The 19,662-nt window shown below is 76.1% G+C and carries 11 protein-coding genes and 1 pseudogene; 8 read left to right on the forward strand and 4 right to left on the reverse strand.

All coding sequences use genetic code 11. The annotated features are described in order from the left end of the window. Position 1 precedes the first annotated feature (1 nt). Genes ACIQIB_RS17935 through ACIQIB_RS17955 form a run of 5 tightly spaced genes read left to right on the forward strand, consistent with a single transcriptional unit; the run spans position 2 to position 5,888 of the window. On the forward strand, positions 2-979 hold the full coding sequence (locus ACIQIB_RS17935; RefSeq protein ID WP_363614066.1) for an ABC transporter permease: 978 nt from the start codon (positions 2-4) through the stop codon (positions 977-979). Then, positions 976-1,833 carry an ABC transporter permease gene (locus ACIQIB_RS17940; RefSeq protein WP_363614064.1) on the forward strand — a complete coding sequence of 286 codons (858 nt, stop codon included), beginning with the start codon at positions 976-978 and terminating at the stop codon, positions 1,831-1,833. Before ACIQIB_RS17935 ends, ACIQIB_RS17940 begins: the two co-directional genes overlap by 4 nt. Next, positions 1,830-3,581, forward strand: coding sequence for a dipeptide ABC transporter ATP-binding protein (locus ACIQIB_RS17945; protein ID WP_400758887.1), 1,752 nt, complete (start codon positions 1,830-1,832; stop codon positions 3,579-3,581). The genes ACIQIB_RS17940 and ACIQIB_RS17945 overlap by 4 nt, the downstream gene beginning before the upstream one ends. A 53-nt stretch (positions 3,582-3,634) precedes the next feature. Further along, positions 3,635-4,825 (forward strand): acyl-CoA dehydrogenase family protein, encoded by a 1,191-nt coding sequence (locus ACIQIB_RS17950; protein WP_363614061.1) that lies wholly within the window; start codon positions 3,635-3,637, stop codon positions 4,823-4,825. Between the two features lie 25 nt (positions 4,826-4,850). Next, positions 4,851-5,888 (forward strand): LLM class flavin-dependent oxidoreductase, encoded by a 1,038-nt coding sequence (locus tag ACIQIB_RS17955; protein WP_400659718.1) that lies wholly within the window; start codon positions 4,851-4,853, stop codon positions 5,886-5,888. Here the strand turns inward: ACIQIB_RS17955 and ACIQIB_RS17960 are convergent. Then, positions 5,878-8,745, reverse strand: a complete 2,868-nt coding sequence (locus ACIQIB_RS17960) for a BTAD domain-containing putative transcriptional regulator (protein ID WP_400758890.1) — start codon at positions 8,743-8,745, stop codon at positions 5,878-5,880. The two genes, ACIQIB_RS17955 and ACIQIB_RS17960, sit on opposite strands and share 11 nt — an antisense overlap. A gap of 749 nt (positions 8,746-9,494) precedes the next feature. Between ACIQIB_RS17960 and ACIQIB_RS17965 the strand changes: the two genes are divergently transcribed. The 3 genes from ACIQIB_RS17965 to ACIQIB_RS17975 all read left to right on the forward strand — a co-directional run bounded on the left by ACIQIB_RS17965 (position 9,495) and on the right by ACIQIB_RS17975 (position 13,933). After that, positions 9,495-9,623, forward strand: coding sequence for a hypothetical protein (locus ACIQIB_RS17965; RefSeq protein ID WP_363614055.1), 129 nt, complete (start codon positions 9,495-9,497; stop codon positions 9,621-9,623). A gap of 219 nt (positions 9,624-9,842) precedes the next feature. Further along, positions 9,843-12,695: an AAA family ATPase gene (locus ACIQIB_RS17970; RefSeq protein WP_400758892.1), complete on the forward strand. Its 2,853-nt coding sequence runs from the start codon at positions 9,843-9,845 to the stop codon at positions 12,693-12,695. Then, complete coding sequence (locus ACIQIB_RS17975) at positions 12,692-13,933, forward strand: 3-deoxy-7-phosphoheptulonate synthase (RefSeq protein ID WP_400758894.1); 1,242 nt, start codon at positions 12,692-12,694, stop codon at positions 13,931-13,933. The genes ACIQIB_RS17970 and ACIQIB_RS17975 overlap by 4 nt, the downstream gene beginning before the upstream one ends. Before the next feature lie 165 nt (positions 13,934-14,098). Here ACIQIB_RS17975 and ACIQIB_RS17980 read toward each other — a convergent pair whose 3' ends face one another. The 3 genes and pseudogenes from ACIQIB_RS17980 to ACIQIB_RS17990 form a co-directional block, all read right to left on the reverse strand. Then, complete coding sequence (locus tag ACIQIB_RS17980) at positions 14,099-15,730, reverse strand: bifunctional 3-(3-hydroxy-phenyl)propionate/3-hydroxycinnamic acid hydroxylase (protein WP_363614050.1); 1,632 nt, start codon at positions 15,728-15,730, stop codon at positions 14,099-14,101. Further along, complete coding sequence (locus tag ACIQIB_RS17985) at positions 15,727-16,515, reverse strand: arylamine N-acetyltransferase (RefSeq protein WP_363614047.1); 789 nt, start codon at positions 16,513-16,515, stop codon at positions 15,727-15,729. The genes ACIQIB_RS17980 and ACIQIB_RS17985 overlap by 4 nt, the downstream gene beginning before the upstream one ends. Before the next feature lie 5 nt (positions 16,516-16,520). Further along, positions 16,521-19,640 (reverse strand): annotated as a pseudogene (locus tag ACIQIB_RS17990) (type I polyketide synthase); the annotation flags it as partial. Between the last annotated feature and the right edge of the window lie 22 nt (positions 19,641-19,662).

Genomic DNA, 19,662 nt, shown 5'->3' on the forward strand with positions numbered 1-19,662 from the left:
GGTGTCCGACCGCGCCCGGCTTGTGCCGCGACGGCACGTGCCGCCCTGGGCCAGGTTCGTCGCCCGGCGGCTCGCGGCGGGGCTGGTGGTGGTGTGGGGGACGCTCACGGTGACGTTCTTCGCCCTCCACCTCGCCCCCGGCGACATCGTGGACGGACTGATCGGGCCGGGCGCCGCCGCCACCCCGGCCCTGCGTGACCAGGTGATCGCCGAGAACGGCCTGGACGACCCGCTGCTCGTCCAGTACGGCCGCCAGCTCGCCCAGTTGGCGAGCGGCGGCCTCGGCTGGTCGTACCAGCTCAACGAGCCGATCGGGCGGCTGCTCGGCAGCCAGCTCGGCCCGACCGTCGAGCTGGCGGTGTCCGCGCTGGTCACCGCGCTGGTGCTGGCGGTGCTGGCGGCCACCCTGACGGCCGGCCGGGGCTGGGCGGTGCGCGGTGCCGCCGGTATGGCCGAGCTGCTGATGGTGTCGATGCCGTCGTTCTGGCTGGGCATCATCCTGCTGACGGTGTTCTCCTACCGGCTGCACGCGCTGCCCTCGATCGGGGCGGACGGGCCGGCGGCGCTGGTGCTGCCGACGCTGGCGCTGGCGCTGCCGCTGGCCGGAGTGCTCGCCCAGGTGATCCGCCAGGAGCTGGAGAGCGCCGACGGCCGCCCGTTCGTGCTGACCGCGCGCTCGCGCGGCCTGGGCGCGACGGCGGTGCTGCTGCGGCACACCCTGCGGCACGCGCTGCTGCCGCTGACCACGCTGGCAGGCTTCGTGCTGGGCAGCCTGTTCGGCGGCGCGGTGCTGGTGGAGAACATCTTCACCCGGCCGGGCCTGGGCCGGGTGCTGGCCAACGCGGTCGGCTCGCGCGACCTGCCGGTGGTCAGCGCCCTGGTGGTCATCTCCAGCGCGGCGTTCGTGGTCATCAACACCCTGGTGGACGTGCTCCACCCGCTGATCGACCCCCGGCTGCGCGAGGGAGGAACGGCATGAGCACCGTGACCGCCCTCCTCGACCGGCCGGCCGCGGCCACCGCCCGCCGGGGCGCGCTGCTGCGCTCGTCGGCCCGCCTGGCACCGCTGGTCCTGCTGGCCGCGGTGGCGCTCGTGCTGGTCTTCCCCGGGGTGTTCGCCACCCACGCCCCCGAGGCGACGGACGTCGCGGCGGCGCTGCGCCCGCCCGGTGCCGAGCACTGGCTGGGCACCGACCAGCTCGGCCGGGACGTATGGTCGCGGCTGGTGCACGGCACCCGGCTGTCGCTGCTGATCGCGGTCGGCGCGACGCTGATCGGGGTGGGCGGCGGCGCGCTGCTCGGCCTGGTCGCCGGCTGCGGCGGACGGCGCGTCGACTTCGCCCTGATGCGGGTGGTGGACGTGCTGCTGGGCTTCCCCGAACTGCTGCTCGCGCTGGTGGTGGTGGCGCTGCTGGGCGGCGGCACGGTCAACGTGGCGATCGCCATCGGCATCGCCGGGGTGCCCAACTACGCCCGGCTGGTGCGCGGCCAGGCACGGCTGGTGCTGCGCTCGGAGTACGTGGAAGCGGCGCGGGTGCTGGGGGTGCCGGCCTGGCGGTCGGTGCTGCGGCACGTGCTGCCGAACGTCGGCGGCCCGCTGGTGGTGCTGGCCTCCATCGGGCTGGGCTCGGCCATCATCTCGGGCTCCGGGCTCAGCGTGCTCGGCCTGGGCCCGGTCCCGCCGGAGGCGGACTGGGGCTCGATGGTCGCCGACGGCAAGGACTTTCTCCAGACGGCCTGGTGGATCTCGATCGCACCCGGCCTGGCCGTCTCGGTCGTGGTGGTCTGCACCACGCTGATCGGCCGTTCGCTGCAGCTGAGGGCGGTGCGATGACGACGACGACAACGGAAGCGACCGCGGCGAAGGCGACGGCCGGGGACACCGGTGCGTCGGTGCCGGGCCCGCTCGTGCGGGTGGAGGGGCTGCGGGTGTCGTTCCCCGGCGCGCCGCGGCCCGCCGTGGACGGGGTGTCGCTGGCCATCGGCCCCGGGGAGTGCGTGGCGCTGGTCGGCGAGTCCGGCTCGGGCAAGTCCGTCACCTCGCGTTCCCTCATCGGGCTGGCGGGCGCCAGGGCCCGGGTCTCCGCCCGGACCCTGGAGGTGGCCGGGGCGGACACCACCGGCTTCGGCGAACGGCAGTGGCGCGCGGTGCGCGGCCGGCGGGTCGCCATGGTCTTCCAGGACGCGCTGACCGCGCTGGACCCGCTGCGCACCGTCGGCGCCGAGATCGCCGAGGCGGCCCGCCTCGGCGGCACCGCCGGCCCGGACGGCGGTGCCCGGGTGGTGGAACTGCTCACGGCGGTGGGCGTGCCGGAGCCGGAGGCCCGGCGCACCCAGTACCCGCACCAGCTCTCCGGCGGGCTGCGCCAGCGCGCGCTGATCGCCTCGGCGCTGGCCGCCGACGCCCCGCTGCTGATCGCCGACGAGCCGACCACGGCGCTGGACGCGATCGTCCAGGCGCAGATCCTGGCGCTGCTCGGCCGGCTCAAGGACGAGGGCCGGGGACTGCTGCTGGTCAGTCACGACCTGGCGGTGGTAGCGCAGTTGGCGGACCGGGTGCTGGTGCTGCGGCGGGGCGGGGTGGTGGAGAACGGGCCGGCCGGCCGGGTGCTGTCCGCCCCGGAGCACCCGTACACCCGGATGCTGCTGGACGCGGTGCCCTCGGGCCGCCCGCCGGCCCGTCCCGCCCAGGCCCCGCCCGAGGCACCGGACGCCGAGGAAGCGGCCCCGGTACTGACCGGGCGCGGGCTGGTCAAGTCCTTCGCCCTGGGCGGGCCGAGGGCCCTCGACGAGGTCGGGTTCACCCTGCGGGCGGGTGAGGCGCTGGGCGTGGTCGGCGAGTCCGGCTCGGGCAAGACCACGCTGGCGCGGGTCGCGATGGGTCTGTCCCGTCCCGACGCCGGGGAGGTGCTGCTGCACGGGCGGCCCTGGTCGGCGCTTGCGGAGCGGCGGCGCCGGGCCGGGCGCTCGGCGATCCAGTTCGTCCAGCAGGACCCGTACGCCTCGGCGGACCCCCGGTTCACCGTGGCGCGGATCATCGGCGAGGCGCTGCCGGGACTGCGGCGCGCCGAGCGGGCCCGGCGGTGCGCGGAACTCCTCGACCAGGTCGGCCTGCCGGCCGAACTGCTCTCCCGCCGGCCGCACCAGCTGTCCGGCGGTCAGCGCCAGCGGGTGGCCATCGCCCGGGCGTTGGCGGGCCGTCCGCAGGTGCTGGTCTGCGACGAGCCGGTTTCGGCGCTGGACGTCTCGGTGCAGGCGCAGGTGCTGGAGCTGCTGGACCGGCTGCGGCGCGAGCGGGGCATCGCCCTGCTGTTCATCACCCACGACCTGGCCGTGGTGCGGCAGGTCGCCGACCGGGTGCTGATCATGCGCGGCGGGTCGGTCGTCGAGGAGGGCGAAACCGAGCGGATCTTCGAGGCCCCCGCCCACCCGTACACCCGGGCCCTGCTGGACGCCGTCCTGCGGCTGCCCGGCGCGGACGGTGCGGGCAGTGCGGGCAGTGCGGGCAGTGCGGACGGCTCGGGCGGGACGCACGGCGCGGACGTCACCGGCCGCGACGACCCGGAGCAGGACACGGAGTAGGACACCGAACACGTCGCCGGGCAGGACGGCGAGCACGTCACGAAGTGGGAGACATGACTGACACGACGACGGACGCCGTCCCCGAGGCCGCCGAGGTGTGGCTGCGGCGGGCCGAGGAGGTCGCGGCGCGGCTGGCACCCGGCGCCGCCCGGCGCGACCGCGAGGGCACCCCGCCGGTGCGGGAGATCCGGCTGCTGAAGGAGACCGGCCTGGTGACCCTCCTGGGGCCGGTCGAGTACGGCGGGGCCGGCCAGAACTGGTCCACCGCGTTCCGGGTGGTGCGCACCGTCGCGGCGGCCGACGCCTCGGTCGGCGAGCTGCTGGCCCACCACTACGTGTGGGTGTCGATCGCCGAGTTCATCGGCACCGACGAGAAGATCCAGCACATCGGCGAGGTGTCGGCCCGGGCCCGGTGGTTCTTCAGCGGGTCCTCGAAGCCCCGCTCGGCGCCCCTGGTGATCCAGGACACGGGCCGCGAGATGCTGTTCCACGGGCGGCTGGAGCGCGCCCTGGGCCACCCGGTGTCGGACATCACCATCCTGGAGGGCTTCCTGGAGGACGGCGACACCCCGATCAGCGCGCTCGCGATGAGCGGCCACGTGGGGCTGTCCTTCGAGCCCGGCGCCGAGGAGTTCGGACTGCGGTCGCTGGCTGCCGGGACCGTGGTCGCCGACGGCGCGAACATCCCGTGGACCGGGGCGCTCGGCCACGTCGACAAGACCTTCGTGCCCCGGGTCTACAACACCTTCCTCACCCCGGCCTTCCGGCTCGCCCAGGCCAACGCGCTGATCGGCGCGGCCCGGGGCGCGCTGGACGCCGCCGCCCGGCACGCGCGCGAGCAGTGCTCGGAGGCGCCGCTGACCGAGGCCGCCGCCGCGGACGCGGCCCGGCACTACGGCGCCCTGGCCTCCGCGCTGTGGGCGGTGGAGGCGTTCGCCGACGCCGTCGGCGCCGAGGCGGACGCCCTGCACGCCCGGCGCCGCACGGTGACCGAGGAGGAGCGCGGCCGGCACGCCGTCCGGGTCGCGGCGCTGGCCACGCAGGCCGGCGCGGCCGCCGACGCGGTCACCGCCGGCGTGCTCGGGGCGGCCGGCCCCGGCGGCGCCGAGGCCGCGGCCGGGCTGGACCGCTACTGGCGGGACACCCGGGCGCGGCGGGTGCACGAGGACGACCCGGGGCGCGCCCGGGTGGTGGGGCGCCACCTCCTGCACGGCGAAGTCCCCCGCCCCACCTGGTACGCGTGACACCCCGAGTAAGGAGCACCCGCGCATGACCAGCAGTTCCCCGACCGTCCCGCTGTCCGTCCTCGACATATCGTCCATCGACTCCGCCGGCCGCCCCGCCGACACCCTGGTCGGCACCCGCCGGCTGGTGGCGGCCGCCGACGAGCTGGGCTACACCCGGTTCTGGGTGGCCGAGCACCACAACTCGCGCGGGATCGCCGGCTCCGTCCCGGCCGTCCTGCTGGCCGCGCTCGGCGAGCGGACCAGCCGGATCCGGATCGGCGCGGGCGGGGTGATCCTGCCCAACCACCCACCGTACGCCGTCGCGGAGTCCTTCCGGACGCTGGCCGCGCTCTTCCCCGGCCGGGTGGACCTGGGCATCGGCCGCTCGGGCGCGGACCCGGTGCTCTCCCACGCGCTGCGCCGGGCGCCCGAAGAGGACTTCCCTGCGGCGCTGGAGGAGCTGCTCGCCTTCGTCGATGGCGGCTTCCCGGACGGGCACGTCTACCAGCGGCTGGAGGCCCTGCCGGAGCCGCCGCAGCCGCCCCGGCCGTGGCTGCTGGGCGCCAGTGTGCGCAGCGCCGTGGACGCGGGCCGGCGCGGGCTGCCGTACGCGTTCGCCCACCACTTCTTCAACTCTCGCGGCACCGAGGAGGCGCTGCGGGCGTACCGGGAGAGCTTCCGGCCCTCGGCCCGGGCCGAGCGGCCGCACGCGATCGTCACCGCCTACACGGTGTGCGGGGAGACCTCGGAGCAGGCGCGCCGACTGGCGGCGCCGGCGCTGTTCCCGGTGCTGCGGCTGAACGGCGCCTCGCCGATCGCGCCGCTGCCCACCGTCGAGGAGGCGGCGGCGTACCCGTGGACGGAGGCCGAGCGGGCCGCCGCCGACGCGCTGCTCAGCACCCAGGCGGTCGGTGACGCCGAGGAGGTCCGCCGGGCGCTGGCGGACCTGCTGGAGCGCACCGGCGCGGACGAGCTGATGGTGACCAATAACGTCACCGACGTCGAGGAGAAGATCCGCTCGCTGGAACGCGTGCGGGAACTCGCCCCGGCGCTGCCCGTCCCCGCCGGGGTCAGCTCGTAACGGCCGGGCGGCGGCGATGGGCGCGGGTGCCGAGGCTGTCGCGGATGCGGCGGTGGTGGGTGACCAGCCAGACCCGCTCGGGCTCGCCCGGCGGGCAGCGGTCCAGGGCGTGGTCGAGGCAGCTGACCGCGAGCGCGTCGTCGCCCGCGGCGGCGGCCCGGGCGGACGCCCCGACCAGGGCTTCCCAGGCGCGGCGCTCCATCGTCTCCACCGGGGTGCCGTCCGCCTCGGCGAGCGCGATGGCGCGGTCGTAGTGGAAGGCCAGCAGCCCGGGGCGGGGCACGTCCAGCAGGGCGGCCCAGTCGGCCGCCCGCAGGTGGCGTTCGACCAGGACGCGGCCGGGCAGCTGGGCGAGCGCCACATCGCGGCTGACGGCGTACCGGAAGGCGTACTCGACGTCTCCGGGGACGCCGCTGCGGCGCACCCGGCGCAGCAGTTCGCGCGACTCCAGGAGCTCCAGGCTGCGGCCGACCTCCTCGGGGTCGCGCTGGCTGACGGCGGCGACCGCGCCGCGCCACAGCGTGCCGCCGACGACGGCGGCGTCGCGCAGCACCGAGCGGGCGGTGCGGTCGAGGCCGTCGAGCTGGGCGGCGGCGACGGCGAGGACGGCCGGCGGGTGGGCGGCGGCCGGGTCGGCGCCGGCGTCCGCCGCCCGCGCGTAGGCCTGGGCGAACAGCGGGTTGCCGTCGGCGAGGGCCGCGCGGCGGTCGTCGGCGGGCGTCGGGTGGCGGCGGCCGGAGGCGGCGCCGATCACGGTGGCGGTGGCCGCGGTGGACAGCGGTGCCACGTGCAGCAGGGCCGAGCGGCGCTTGGCGCACGCCCAGGAGGGCCTGGTGTGGAGCAGTTCGGAGCGGGCGCCGACGATCAGCAGCAGGGCGACCGGGCCGAGCCGGACGGTGAGGTCCTCGACGAAGGAGCGGACGAAGTCGGCGGCGCGGTGGAGGTCGTCCAGGACGACCACCAGCGGGCGGTCGGTGGCCGCCTCCTCCAGGAACTGCCGCAGCGCGCCGAGGACTTCCTCCCGTGGGACGGCGCCACCGTCCGGCCCCTGGGCGGAGGCGGCCGCGGCGGGCAGGCCGAGGCAGGCGGCGAGCGCGGTGACGATCGGTCCGGTGGCGGCGTGCGGGAAGAGCCCGCGCACGACGCCGGTCAGCGCGGGCAGGACGACGGCCGCCGGCGCGCCGGCGCGGATGCCCGTGTAGGCGCGGACCACGCCGGCCAGTGGCTCGTAGGGGGTGTGGGCGTCGAAGGCGGGGGTGCCCGCGTGGAGCACCCGGGGCGCCGGCGGTCCGGCGCCGTCGCGCAGCGCGGCGGCGAACTCCCCGATCAGCCGGGTCTTGCCGATACCGGGCTCGCCGATCACCGTGACCAGGTACGGCAGTTGGCGGCGGATGGTGTCCTGGTAGGCGCCGCGCAGCAGGTTCAGCTCGTGGGTGCGCTCCAGGAACGGCGGTTCGACGGGGTGCCCGGACGGCCCGCGGCCGTCGGGGCGGGAGCGCGCGGGGCGGTGGACGCCGGGGACGCCGGGGACCGGGGCGAAGCCGAGGCCGGCGCCGCCGGCCTCGACGGTGGCGTCGGCGGCCCACAGTTCCCCGCGGGGGACCTGCAGCAGCAGGTGGTGGCAGGCGTCCAGGACCTGGCCGGTGACCTCCACGGGCTCGGGTGCGCTGTCGTCGTAGGTGACCACCACCTCGCCGGTGCCGACCACGAGGTGGGTGACCGGCCGGGTGGCGGTGGCCGCGGTACCGGGCGCCGGTCCGGGCACGGTGCCCCCGGGGACGGCCGGTCCGGGCGCCTCGAAGTGGCGGCGCAGGGCGAGGGCGGCGCGCAGGGCCCGCTCGGCGTCGTCCTCGTGGGCCCGGGGGACACCGAAGACGACCAGCCACACCGAGCCGAAGGCCCGGCGCACGTGCCCGCCGAAGGGCGCCATCTCGCGCCGGATGCCGGCGGTCAGCTCCTTGACGGCGTGGTCGACGCGCTCGGGGGCGAGGGCGCCGTCGTCGGCCGTCCACCGGGCGCGGACCATGACGACGCTGGCCGGGCGCCGCTCGACCCGTTCCCAGGACGCGCGGAAGGCGTTCTCGGCGGCCGGGGCGTCGGCGGTCCCGGCGCGGCCGGCGCCGCGGTCGTCGGCGCGCGCGGCCGGGGCGGGCGCCGGCGACGGCGCGGCGGGTGCCGGCCGGGGGTGCGGCGGTCGCGGGGCGGCGGCCGCGGGCCAGGGTCCGGCCGGGGGCGGGAAGTCCGCCGCGCCGCCCGGGGCGGCGGTGAGCCGCAGCGCCAGGGCCGGGTCGTGGCTGAGGATCGCGCGCTGGAGGCGTCGCAGGTCGCGGCCGGGTTCCAGGCCGAAGCGGTCGGCGAGCAGGTCCCGGGTGCGCCGGTAGCGGTCCAGCGCCTCGGGCTGGCGCCCGCAGTTGTAGAGGACGACCATCAGCTGGGCGACCAGGCGTTCCCGGGTCGGCTCGGCCTCCAGCAGGGACTCCAGTTCGCCGATCAGCTCGCGGTCCCGACCCATCGCCAACTCGGCCTGGATGCAGTCCTCGTGGACGGCGAGCCGGGTGCCCTGGAGGGCGGCCAGCTCGGGCCAGGTGAGCCCGGCGTCGCTCACGTCGGCGAGCACCGGGCCGCGCCACAGGCCGAGGGCGCGGCGCAGCAGTTCCGAGGCCTGCGTCCAGTCGCCGGCCGCCAGTCGGGCCCGGCCCAATGTGACAAGCTCATGAAATTCCGTGAGATCGAGCTGTTCCGGCTCGATTCTGAGCACATATCCGGGCAGAGTGGTATTCAGCGCGACTTTCCCGTCCACCGGCTCCCCGACCGCCTGGAATGCGCGGCGCAGCCCGGCCACCGAGTTCTGCACCATTTTCCGCGCCGTGGACGGACGGTCATCGCCCCAGAGTGCGGCGGCTATCTCATTGATGCCCACCACGCTATTCGCGCGGAGCAGGAGAACACCGAGCAGGGCCCTCTGCTGCAGGCCGCGAATGGGCACGTCAGTGCCGTCGGAGAGCACTTCAAGCGGCCCCAGAACGTTGAATCGCACCCCTACCCCCTCGATTCCCGGCGATTCCGGACAATGCCATTCCGAAGAATGTGCCCGATGGTACATCAGGCCGACCCGGGCCCTCCATTGACTGCACGTCAATTCTTATCTACGATACCACCGGCGACCCCCGCCGGTGATCTCCGCGGCAATTCACCGCCCCCGCCCGGCAGGGCTGATTCAAAGTCGTGGTGATCAGGCAAGTGCGCAGGTCACGGGGGTGTGATGGGGTGGTGTCGGGCCGTTGCGAACGCATCGAGGCTCCGGTTGAAGGGGTGACCTCGTCCGTCGCCCTGAACCGGAGCCTCGACGCGTCGCCAGTCTGTCACCTGCCCCCTCTCCGACCCGCCTGTTCGTCAACTCGAGAACGGCGCGGGTCTGGTGGACCGGCTGGCGCTGCCGGTGGATCCGCGTGGTCTGCGTCACCCGTTGACGAGTGTGGTGCTGGTCGCCGCGTCGGCCAGGCCGCCCGCTCGCAGTGGACCATCGAGGACCGGCTCCACTTCGTCCGCGACACCGCCTTCCGCGAGGACGCCTCCAAGATCCGCACCGGCCACGGGCCCGAGAACATGGCGACCCTGCGCAACCTCGCGATCAACACCCTCCGCGACCACGGCCACACCAGCATCGCCGCCGGCCTCCGCCACGTCTCCTACCGGCCCTTCACTCGCCCCCTCGACCTCCTCCACATCCCCTGAGCAGGGACGATACAAGATCATCAGGACTGTGAATCATCCCTGCCCCGCCCGGCGGCCCCGGCGGCAGTGGCCCGCCCATGGGCGGTCAGTTCCCGGGCGATGGGCGGGGTGTCCCCATGATGGGTTCGACCGGGAGCGGGCGGACGTCGCCATCGCCCCGGGGGAGCCGCCGGGGACCGGCGGCCGGACGCCTACAAGAGATGAGGTCGGGGGTACCCGGTGCCTTCCCTGCTGGAACGTGATGCGCACATCGACAGACTCGACCACCTGCTCGCCGAGTGTCTCGGCCGCGCGGGCCGGGTGGCACTGGTCGACGGACCCCTCGGCAGCGGCAAGAGCGAGCTGCTGCGGGTGTTCGCCGCCCGGGCCGCCGAGCGCGGAGTCCTGGTCGTGGGCGCGGGCTGTTCCGCCCAGGAGCGGGATCTGCCCTTCGGCATCGCCGACCGGATCGCCCGCTCCCCCGGCTGGCCCGCCGGACACGCCGAGCGGCTGGCCGCGCTGGCCGCCCCGGCCGTCCTCGCCGACCCGGCCGAGAGTGCCGGCGGCACCGCCCTCAACGGCACCGCCCTCAACGGCACCGGCGCGGCCGGCGACCCGGTCGGCCCGCCGTCGCCCGCGCTGCTGCGCGCCTGCCGCGACCTGACCACCGCCCTGCTCGCGGCCTCCGCCGACACCCCGGTGCTGCTCTGCGTCGAGGACATCGGCCACGCCGACGACGCGTCCCTGCACTTCCTGCGCCACCTCGTCCGCCACCTGCCGCAGAGCCGGGTGCTGCTGGTCCTCACCGACGGCAGCACCCCGTGGCCCGCGCGGCGCCGGCTGCACGCCGAACTGCTGCGCCACCCGCACGCGCACCGCCTCGCGCTGGCCCCGCTGTCCCGGGCCGGCGCGCTGCGCCTGGTCACCGAGGGCCTGGGCGAGGAGGACGCCCGTCACCGCGGCCCCGGCCTGGTGGACGTGGCCGGCGGCAACCCGCTGCTGCTGCACGCCCTCGTCGAGGAGCACCTCGACCGCGCCGACGAGCCCGAACCGCGCTACGGCCCGGCCCTGCTGAGCTGCCTTCACCGGGCCGGCCCCGGCGTGCTGCGGGTCGTCCAGGCCCAGGCCGTGCTCGGCGAGGAGGCCCCGGCCGAGGACGTGGCCCGGCTGCTGGGCGAGCGGGAGAGCGCCGACGCGGTCGCCCGGATCCGCGCCACGCTCACCGCCGCCGGACTGCTGGACGGCGAGGGACGGCTGCGCACCGCGGCCGCCCGCGCCGCCGTCCTGGAGGACCTCGCCCCGCACGAGCGCACCGAACTGCGGCTGCGGGCCGCCCAGCTGGCCCACGAGACGGGCAGCCCCGCCGCCGAGGTGGCCCGGCACCTGGTCGAGGCCGGGCGGGCGCCCGCGCCGTGGGCAGTCGCCGCGCTGACCGAGGCGGCCGAGCACGCCCTGCTCGACCACCGTCACCGCACCGCCGTCGCCTGCCTGCGCCTGGCCCACAAGGAGGCCGCCGAGGAGAACGACCGGGCGGTGCTCCGACACCGGCTGGCGCAGGCCGAGTGGCAGCTCAACCCCTCGGCGGCGGCCCGGCACCTGGTGCCGCTCACCGCCGCGGTCCGGGCCGGGCACCTCGGGCTCGCCGAGGCGCTCGTCCTCGTCCGGTACCTGCTGTGGCACGGCCGCGGCGAGGAGGCGCTGGCCGTCCTGGATCTGCTGCGCGCCCGGACCGGACCGGCCTCCCCCGCCGAGACGGGCGCGCTGCGCGACGTCGAGACCTGGCTCGCCTACACCCACCCGGGCCTGGCCCGGGGCCGCCGCGTCCCGGCGCTGCCCGCCGACCTGCGGCACGCGGTCGCCCCGGACGTCGACCCGCAGCTGCGGGCCGCCGCCGCGCTCGCCGGGGCGCTCACCCGGGGACGGGCCGCGGAGGCCGTCGACCACGCCCAGCAGGTACTGCGCGACGCCCACCTGCACGGCCGCACAGCGTGGGCCGAGGAGGCCGCGCTGCTCGCGCTGCGGGTGCTGCTCCAGGCCGGGCGCGCCGACACCGCGGCGGTCTGGAGCCAACGGCTGCTCGACACCGCCGCCCGCCGCGAGGTCCCGACCGCGACGGCCCTGTACTCGGCGGCGCACGCCGAGGCGGCCCTGCGGCTCGGCGAGCCGACCACGGCGGCCGAGCACAGCCGGGCCGCGCTGACCCACCTCAGCCCCACCGCCTGGGGCATCGCGGTGGGCCTGCCGCTGGGCACGCTGATCATCGCCGAGAGCCGCACGGGCGAGCACCGCTCGGCGGCCAAGCACCTCACCCACGCCGTCGGTGAGGCGATGTTCCAGAGCCTGTACGGGCTGCACTACCTGTTCGCCCGCGGCGAGCACTACCTGGCGACCCGGCACGGCCACGCGGCACTCGCCGACTTCCTGTCCTGCGGCGAACTGCTGCGCACCTGGGGCCTGGACGGCGCGGGGGTGGTGCCCTGGCGCACCCAGGCCGCCGACGCCTGGCTGCGGCTGGACAACCGGGACCGCGCCTGGCGGCTGATCCACGAACAGCTCAGCCGGGCCGACGCCGACCTGCCGCACAACCGCGGCCCGGCGCTGCGGCTGCTCGCCGCGGCCGGGCCGGCCGGGCGGCGCGGCCCCCTGCTCACCGAGGCCGTCGACCTCACCGAGGCCTCCGGCGACCGCTACGAGCAGGTGCGGGTGCTCACCGACCTGAGCCGGGCGCACCAGGGCGCCGGCAACAAGCGCCGGGCCCGGCTGCTGCTGCGCCAGGCCCTGCACGTGGCGAACATGTGCGCCCTGAAGCCGCTCGCCCAGGAGCTGCTGTCGGTCTCGGCGGACCTCGGCGAGAGCGGCCCGGCCGCCGACGAGGCACGGGAGCCGGGCGGGGTCGGCGCGCTCACCGAGTCCGAGCGGCGGGTCGCCTCGCTCGCCGTGCTCGGCTACACCAACCGCGAGATCGCCGGACGCCTGTACGTCACGGCGAGCACCGTGGAACAGCACCTCACCCGGGTCTACCGCAAGCTCGGGGTACGCCGACGCAAGGATCTGCCAGCCGATCTGTGGGCCAACCTGAGGAAGACGGGATGACGACGCCGATGACCACGCCGACCACCACGACCCCGACGGTGCACGACGGCACCGGGCCCGACCTCGCCCGGGCCCTGGCGGGCCTGACCGCCGGTCAGCAGCCGCAGTGGCCCGACCAGGAACGGGTGCGCGAGGTGCGCGCCGCGCTCGGCGCCCTGCCGCCCCTGGTGGAGCCGGCCGCCGTGGACCGGCTCCGGGAGCGCCTGGCCGAGGCCGCGCTCGGCCGGGCCCTGGTCGTCCAGGGCGGGGACTGCGCCGAGACCTTCGCCGGCAACACCCCCGAGCACGTGCGCGCCAACCTGCACGCCCTACTGCACTGCGCGACCCTGTTCGAGGTCGCCTCCGGCCTGCCGGTGGTGCCGGTCGGACGCGTCGCCGGGCAGTACGCCAAGCCGCGCTCCAGCCCGACGGGCCCGGACGGGCTGCCCTCCTACCGGGGCGACATCGTCAACGGCCTCGCGGCGACAGCCGAGGCCCGCACACCGGACCCGCGGCGGATGCTCACCGCGTACGACGGCGCCGGCGCCGCGCTCGACGTGCTGGACTCGGTGGCCGACGCGACCCGCACCGAACTGTTCGCCGGTCACGAGGCCCTGCTGCTCGACTACGAGGTGCCGCTGGTGCGCGACGGGTACGCGCTGTCCGGCCACTTCCTGTGGATCGGCGAGCGGACCCGCGAGCTCGACGGCGCGCACGTCGCCCTGGCCCGCCGGATCGCCAACCCGCTGGGCCTCAAGCTGGGCCCGTCCACCACCCCGGACCAGGCCGTCGCCTACGCCGAGGCGCTGGACCCGGACCGCGTCCCCGGCCGGCTGACGCTGATCAGCCGGATGGGCGCGGACCAGGTGTCCGACGTGCTGCCGCCGCTGGTGGAGGCGGTGGCGGACGCGGGGCACCCGGTGGTCTGGCTCTGCGACCCGATGCACGGCAACACCGAGACGGCGGCCGGCGGGCTGAAGACCCGCCGCTTCGACCGGATCGCCGCCGAGGTGAGCGGTTACTTCGCCGTGCACCGGGCGCTCGGCAGCCACCCCGGCGGTCTGCACCTGGAACTGACCGGCGACGACGTGACCGAGTGCCTCGGCGGTCGCGAGAACCTGCGCGAGGAGCAGCTCCCCGAACGCTACCTGACCGGCTGCGACCCGCGGCTGAACGGGCGCCAGACCCTCGACCTGGCGCGCGTCGTGGCGGAGATCCTGCTGGAGCACTCCGCCCGGCGGGCGCCCGTGGCGGTCTGAGGACCGCACACCCGGACCGACGGCCCGCTCCTCCACGCGGAGGGGGAGCGGGCCGTCAGCGCGTGCGCGGGAGGGGGCGGGCGGCGGGCCGGGGCTGGGCCGGCGGGCGAGTCCCCGCGAGTCCCCGCGGGTTCCGGCGGGTTCCGACGGGCGGCGGTCGGGCCGTCAGGCGGCGAGGTCGGTGCGGAGCGCTTCGAGGAGCGCGGCCAGCTCCGTCCGGTCCGCCGCCGCGCCGTAGACGTAGAAGTCGGGCCGGACCAGCACCGCGACCGCCCCGGTCTCGGCCAGGTACGGCAGGTACACCCCGTCGGTGTCGCCCACCGCGCCCGCCGGGGGCTCCTCGTCGGCGGGCGCGAGCACCCTCACCACGTGGCCGCCGAGGTCGGCCAGCCAGGCGCGGTCCCCGGCGGTGAGCAGGCTCTCCGGCGGCTCGGTGGTGAGCAGCACGAAGCCGCGCCCCACCACGTCGTCGAAGAGCCCGGCGGGCCGGCCGGCCGCCGTCACTCGCCCCTGCACGACCAGGTCGCCGGCCGGCCCGCCGCCGTGCCGCAGGCCCGCCGTGAGCGGCTGGACCGGGGTGCGCGGCCGGGCTGCGCCGACCTCCGCGCCGCGCCGGGCGCGCTCCTGGGCGGCCAGCATGACGGTGTCGCGGTCGCGGGCCGCGGCCGGGTCGGTCTGGCAGATGACCCGGCCCAGGTCCATCGACATGGTGAGCGCGTGCCGCACGTGCTCGCGCCGCTCGGCGGTGTAGCTGTCGAGCAGCCCTTCGGCGGCCCGGCCGGTGAGCACCAGGTCCAGCTTCCAGGCGAGGTTGGCGGCGTCCCGGAAGCCCGAGCACATGCCCTGCCCGGCGAACGGCGGCATCAGGTGGGCGGCGTCCCCGGCGATCAGCACCCGGCCGCGCCGCCACTGGTCCGCGTAGCGCGCCTGGAAGGTGTAGACGGCGTGCCGCAGCAGGGTGGCGTTGCCGGGGTCGATGTCGAACAGCGAGAGCAGCTTCCAGACGTTGGCCTCGCCGCCGAACTCCTCGGGCGACTCGTGGTCGAGCCGCATGAACTCCCAGCGCCGGTGGCCCGGCCCGGCGGAGACGGCGGTGCGCGGCCGGGCCGGGTCGCAGACCTGGAGGTTGTTGGGAACGGACTCCCGGCCGTCGTGCGGGACGACGTCGCAGGTCAGCCAGTCGTTGAAGAACGCGAAGTCGGTGGCGGTCAGCCCGGCCTCCTCGCGCACCACGCTGTTGGCGCCGTCGCAGCCGATCACCCAGCGGGCGGTGAGCGGGCCGCCCGACGGGCCGGTCCGCGGTCCTTCGACCGTGAGCGTGACCGCGTCGCCGCGGTCGGCGAGCGCCGTCACCCGGTGGCCGCGCAGGACGCGCAGCGTGGGGTACCGCTCGCCGTGGGCGGCCAGCGCGGTCTCCAGGCCCGGCTGGTAGACGGCGCTGGAGTCGGGCCAGCCGGAGCGGCCGGCGTCCTCGACGTCCACCCGGAAGAGGGTCTGCCCGTCGGCGTTGTGCCAGACGTAGTCCCGGGAGGACTCGACGTGCTCGTCCAGGGCCGCGCCCACGCCGGTGGCGGCGAGGATGCGGGCGGACTCGCCGTCGAAGGAGACCGCCCGCGGCATCGGGTAGGGCCGGGGGAAGCGCTCCAGGACGGTGACCCGGTGGCCGCGGGCGGCCAGCAGCAGGGCGGCGGTCTGGCCGACCGGCCCGTAGCCGACGATCGCGATGTCGGTGTCGAGGCCGCCGCCGTCGCCCGCGGCGGCGTCGGTGGCGGTCTCGGTGTGGACGGGGGCGCTCATGCGGTGGCCGCGTCCTTCCGCAGGATCTCGGCGAGCACCCGGGCGTGCTCCTCCGGGTCGGCGAGGCCGCGCAGCCGCTCGGTGCCGTCCTCGACGACGACCAGGCGGGTGCCGATCAGGATCCGCTGGCCGCCCTCGAAGGCCCGGCCGCGCACCACGATGCCGGAGCCGGCCAGGGCCCGGGCGAACCGGTCCAGCTCCGGCGAGGGGACCAGCCAGTCCGCGAAGGCGCGCGGCCGCGAGTGGAACCGGTAGACGGCGCGCCAGTCGCCGACCCGGCCCCGGCGCTGCACCACGTAGTGGCCGGTGTCCGCGCGCACGACGCGGAAGTCGGTGCCGAACTGCGGCTGCACCTCGTCGGGCACCACCCGCAGCGGCTCCAGGTAGGACGGGCCGACGAAACCGACGTCGACCAGCCAGAGGTCGCCGTCCAGCCGGACGAAGCCGAGGACGTGCTCCAGGTCCGGCCCGAAGCTGTCGTCCACCTGGCGGATCCCGGCCGAGAACAGCCCGGTCTCGTAGCCGAGTTCGCGCAGCAGCACGAGGAAGAGTCCGTTCAGTTCGTAGCAGACGCCGCCCCGGCCGCCGAGCACGACGGCGTCGAACACGGCGTCGACGTCGATGTCGACGCCCGCCCACAGGGCCTCGCCGCGGGCGGTGTTGAGCGAGGAGTCGTACGGGACGGCGATCAGGTGGCGCCGGTGCAGCTCGCGCAGGGTGTCGGCGGTGGGGTCGAGCGGGCCGTCGTAGTCGAGGGCCTTGAGGTAGGCGGTGGTGTCGAACACGGCGGTCACTTCCCTTCGGTCCGCTGCTCGGCGGCTCCGGTCTCGGCGGGCACGGTCTCGGCGGCTCCGGTGTCGCCGGACCCGGTCTCGTCGAGCAGGGAGAGGAGGTGGCCGGCGAGCCGCTCCGGGGTGGGCTGGTCGAAGGCGAGCAGGGCGGGCAGTTCGAGCCCGGTGACGTTCTGGAGGCGGTTGCGCAGTTCGACGGCGGTCAGCGAGACGAAGCCGATGTCGAAGAAGACGGCGTCCGCCCCGATCTCGCCGGTGCCCTCGTGCCCGAGGACGGCCGCGACCTCCGTGCGGACCACGTCGACCAGCACGGCCAGGCGCTCCCCCGGGTCAGCGTCCGCCAGCCGGCGGGCGAGGACAGCGCCGGGCGCCTCCTCGGTGGTGATGTCGGGCTCGGTCTCGGTGGCCATCGGGGAATCTCCTGCGGGGGTGGTCGTCACGGGCACCGACTCCAGCCAGTAGTGCCGGTGTTGGAAGGGGTAGGTCGGAAGCTCGGAGGCGGGGAGGGTGCCGGCGCCCGCGTAGGAGGCCGACCAGTCGACCTCCACGCCGCGGACGTGCAGGACGGCGGCCGAGAGCAGGACGCGGTCCCAGCCGCCCTCGTCGCGCCGCAGGGTGCCGGTGACGGCCGCCTCGCGCACGGAGGCCTCCTCCAGGGCCTCGACGATGCCGTGGGCGAGCACGGGGTGGGCGCTGACCTCGACGAACGCCCGGTACTCGGCGGCGGCGAGGGTGTCGACGGCGTCGGCGAAGCGGACGGTCTGCCGCAGGTTGCGGTACCAGTACCCCGCGTCCAGCTCCGGACCCTCCAGCCAGCGGCTCTCGACGGTGGAGAAGAAGGGGATCGCGGCGGGCTGGGGCTTCACGGAGCCCAGCAGGTCGGCGAGTTCGGCCTCGATCGACTCCACGTGCGAGGTGTGCGAGGCGTAGTCCACCGGGATCCGACGGACCCGCACACCCTGCTCCTCGTACGCGGTCACCAGGGTGTCGAGCCCGGCCGGGTCACCGGCCACGACCACCGAGGACGGACCGTTCACGGCCGCGACCTCCACGCCGTCCGGCAGCGCGCTCGCCACCCGCTCCCGGGGAAGGCCCACCGAGACCATGCCGCCCCGACCCGCCAGACCCCGCGCGATGGCCTGCGACCGCAACGCCACCACCGCCGCCGCGTCCTCCAACGAGAGGATGCCCGCGACATGCGCCGCCGCGATCTCCCCCTGCGAGTGACCCACCACCGCGTCCGGGAACACCCCCAACGAGAACCACAGCCGCGCCAGGCCGACGTTCACCGCGAACGACACCGGCTGCACCACGTCCACCCGCTCCAGCGAGGCCGCACCCGGCACCTGGTTCACCACATCGAGCAACGACCAGTCGACATAAGACTTCAAAGCCTCGTCGATCTCACCGAGAGCCTCCGCGAAGACCACGGATTCAGCGAGCAGCCGACGCCCCATCCCCACCCACTGGGAACCCTGACCCGGGAAGACGAAGACGGTCTGCCCGGCGACGTCCGCCGTGCCGGTGACCAGGGCGGGCGAGGCGGCGTCGCCCGCGAGCGCGGCCAGGCCGGTGCGGTGACCGTCGAGCGCGTCCGCCACCACGACGGCGCGGTGCGCCAGCAGTGTCCGGGCCTCGGCCAGCGCGCGGGCCGCGTCGGCGGGTGCCGGGCCGCGCGCCTCGGTGTAGTCGAGCAGCCGCTCCGCCTGGGCGCGCAGGGCGCTGGCGGAAGCGGCGGACAACAGCCAGGGGACGGCGGCGGCCTCGGGGGCGGTGGGCTCGGCGGCGGGCTCGGCGGCGGGTGTCCGCGCCTCCGCGGCGGGTGCCTCCTCCAGGATGACGTGGGCGTTGGTGCCGCTCACCCCGAAGGCCGACACGGCGGCCCGGCGCGGGCGGTCGGCCGCCGGCCACGGCCGGGCCTCCGTCAGCAGCCGCACCTCCCCGACCGACCAGTCGACCTGGGTGGTCGGCGCGTCCACGTGGAGGGTCCGCGGCAGCACGCCGTGGCGCAGCGCCTCGACCATCTTGATCACGCCTGCGATGCCGGCGGCGGCCTGGGTGTGGCCGATGTTGGACTTCAACGACCCCAGCCAGAGCGGCTGTTCGGCCGGACGGCCCTGCCCGTAGGTGGCCAGCACCGCCTGCGCCTCGATCGGGTCGCCCAGCGAGGTACCGGTGCCGTGGCCCTCGACGGCGTCGACGTCCGCCGCCGTCAGCCGGGCGTTGGCGAGCGCGGCCCGGATCACCCGCTGCTGGGCGGGCCCGTTGGGCGCGGTGAGGCCGTTGGACGCACCGTCCTGGTTGACGGCCGAACCCCGGACCACGGCCAGCACCTCGTGCCCCAGGCGCCGGGCGTCCGACAACCGTTCCAGGACGAGGACCGCCACGCCCTCCGCCCAGCCGGTGCCGTCGGCGGCGTCCGCGAAGGCCTTGCAGCGCCCGTCGCTCGCCAGGCCGCGCTGCCGGGAGAACTCCACGAACGGCGAGGGCTGGGACATCACCGCGACACCGCCGGCCAGCGCCAGCGTCGACTCGCCGCTGCGCAGCGACTGGGCGGCCAGGTGGACGGCGACCAGCGAGGAGGAGCAGGCGGTGTCGACGGTAATCGCGGGCCCCTCCAGGCCGAGCGTGTAGGCGACCCGGCCCGAGGCCACGGAGCCGGAGGTGCCGGTGGCGAGGAAGCCTTCGAGCCCGGCGGGCACACTTCGCAGACCGGTGGCGTAGTCGTGGTACATGACGCCGGAGAACACGCCGACGGCCGTACCGCGCAGGCCCGCCGGGTCCAGGCCAGCCCGCTCCAGGGCCTCCCAGGAGGTCTCCAGCAGCAGCCGCTGCTGCGGGTCCATGGCGAGCGCCTCGCGCGGCGAGATCCCGAAGAAGGCGGCGTCGAAGTCGGCGGCGCCGTGCAGGAATCCGCCCTCGCGGACGTAGGAGCGGCCGGCCCGGTCCGGGTCGGGGTCGAAGAGCCCGTCGAGGTCCCAGCCGCGGTCCTCGGGGAACTCGGCCACGCCGTCGCGTCCGTCGGCGACCAGCTGCCACAGCTCGGCCGGGGAGGTGACGTCGCCCGGCAGCCGGCAGGCCATCCCGACGATGGCGATCGGCTCACCGGCCGCCGCCTCCAACGCGGCTTTCTCGGCTGCG

Origin of the sequence: Kitasatospora sp. NPDC092286, assembly GCF_044755565.1 — a bacterium.
Classification (GTDB): Bacteria; Actinomycetota; Actinomycetes; order Streptomycetales; family Streptomycetaceae; genus Kitasatospora.